Origin of the sequence: Cellulomonas sp. A375-1, from assembly GCF_001040865.1 — a bacterium.
In the GTDB taxonomy this organism is placed as follows: Bacteria; Actinomycetota; Actinomycetes; order Actinomycetales; family Cellulomonadaceae; genus Cellulomonas; species Cellulomonas gelida.
The window spans coordinates 1-1544 of record NZ_LFKW01000094.1 but is presented as its reverse complement, the minus strand read 5'-3'; the positions used below and the strand labels follow the sequence as shown (position 1 = coordinate 1544).

General features: G+C 73.1%; 2 protein-coding genes. Both read right to left on the bottom strand.

The window, feature by feature from the left end; translation table 11 throughout:
- Positions 1–312 (bottom strand): hypothetical protein (locus CWIS_RS18865; RefSeq protein ID WP_197080814.1); only part of this gene is annotated, 312 nt, incomplete at its 3' end.
- A gap of 112 nt (positions 313–424) precedes the next feature.
- Positions 425–1544: NAD-dependent succinate-semialdehyde dehydrogenase (locus tag CWIS_RS09960; RefSeq protein ID WP_048343135.1), on the bottom strand; the 1120-nt coding region annotated here is incomplete at its 5' end.

Sequence of the window (1544 nt, the reverse complement as noted above, 5' to 3'; positions counted from 1 at the left end):
GCCGGAGTCCACGACGAGCGGCGCGAAGTCCGCGACCTCGGCGATCGGGCGGCGCGTGAGCACGGCGCGGCCGAAGCCGAGCCGGCCGGTCTGCGCGTCGGCGAACCGGCTGCGCGTGAGCAGCCCGACGTGGTCGTCGTCGCGCCGCACGCCCAGGCACGCGACGTGGGGGGACCGGAACAGCACCTCGACCTCGCTCATCGGCGTCTGCGGCTCCACCACGGTGAGGTCGGCTGCGAGGTCGTCGACCAGCCGGTGCACGCCTCCCGCCACCCGCGCTGCCCTGACCAGCATGTCCACGTCGTTCGACACCCGGTGATCGTGCCGCATCGCGCGGGGGAGGAACCGGGCGAACGGGACCGTGGGCGCAGTGTTCACCGACGCGTCGCCGGCTGGTCACCGCCGCGCGCACACGAACGGTCGCCTACGCGAACGGGTCGGCGGTGAGCGTGTACTTCGTCTCGAGGTACTCGGCGATCCCCTCGGCGCCACCCTCGCGGCCGAGCCCCGACTGCTTCCACCCGCCGAACGGCGCCGCGGCGTTCGAGACGACACCGACGTTGAGCCCCATCATCCCGGTCTCGAGCCGCTCGATCATGCGCTGCCCGCGCGCCAGGCTCTGCGTGTAGACGTAGGAGACCAGGCCGTACTCGGTGTCGTTCGCGAGCCGCACGGCCTCGTCCTCGTCGTCGAACGGGACGATCGCCAGGACGGGTCCGAAGATCTCCTCGCGCATCAGGCGGGAGTCAGCAGGGACGTCGGACAGGACGGTCGCGGCGTAGAACGTCCCGGGGCGGTCGAGCGGCGAGCCGCCCGTGCGCACCGTCGCGCCGCGGTGCACGGCGTCGGTGACGAGCTCGTCGGCCTTGGCGACCGCGTCCTCGTCGATCAGCGGACCGATCGTCACGCCGTCCTGCGTCCCCCGTCCCGTGCGGAACGACGAGACGCGCTCGGTGACGCGCCGCGCGAACTCGTCGGCCACCGAGCGGTGCACCAGGAACCGGTTCGCGGCGGTGCAGGCCTGGCCGATGTTGCGGAACTTCGCGGCGAGCGCGCCGTCGACCGCGGCGTCCAGGTCCGCGTCGTCGAGCACGACGAACGGCGCGTTCCCGCCGAGCTCCATCGACGTGCGCAGCACGCCGCCCGCCGCGAGCCCGAGCAGGCTCCGGCCCACCGGCGTGGACCCGGTGAAGGACAGCTTGCGCAGGCGCGGGTCACGGATGATCGCCTCGGAGACCGGCCCCGTGGCCTTCGTCGTGATCACGTTGACGACGCCGTCCGGGACGCCCGCCTCCTGCAGGAGCTGCGCGACGAACAGGGTCGTCAGCGGGGTCAGGGACGCGGGCTTCACGACGACCGTGCACCCGGCCGCGAGCGCGGGGGCGATCTTGCGCGTGGCCATCGCGAGCGGGAAGTTCCACGGCGTGATGAGGAAGCACGGGCCCACGGGGTGCTGGCTGACGATCATCCGGCCCGTGCCCTCGGGGTTCGGGCCGTAGCGGCCCTGCACGCGCGTGGCCTGCTCGGAGAACCAGCGCAGGAAC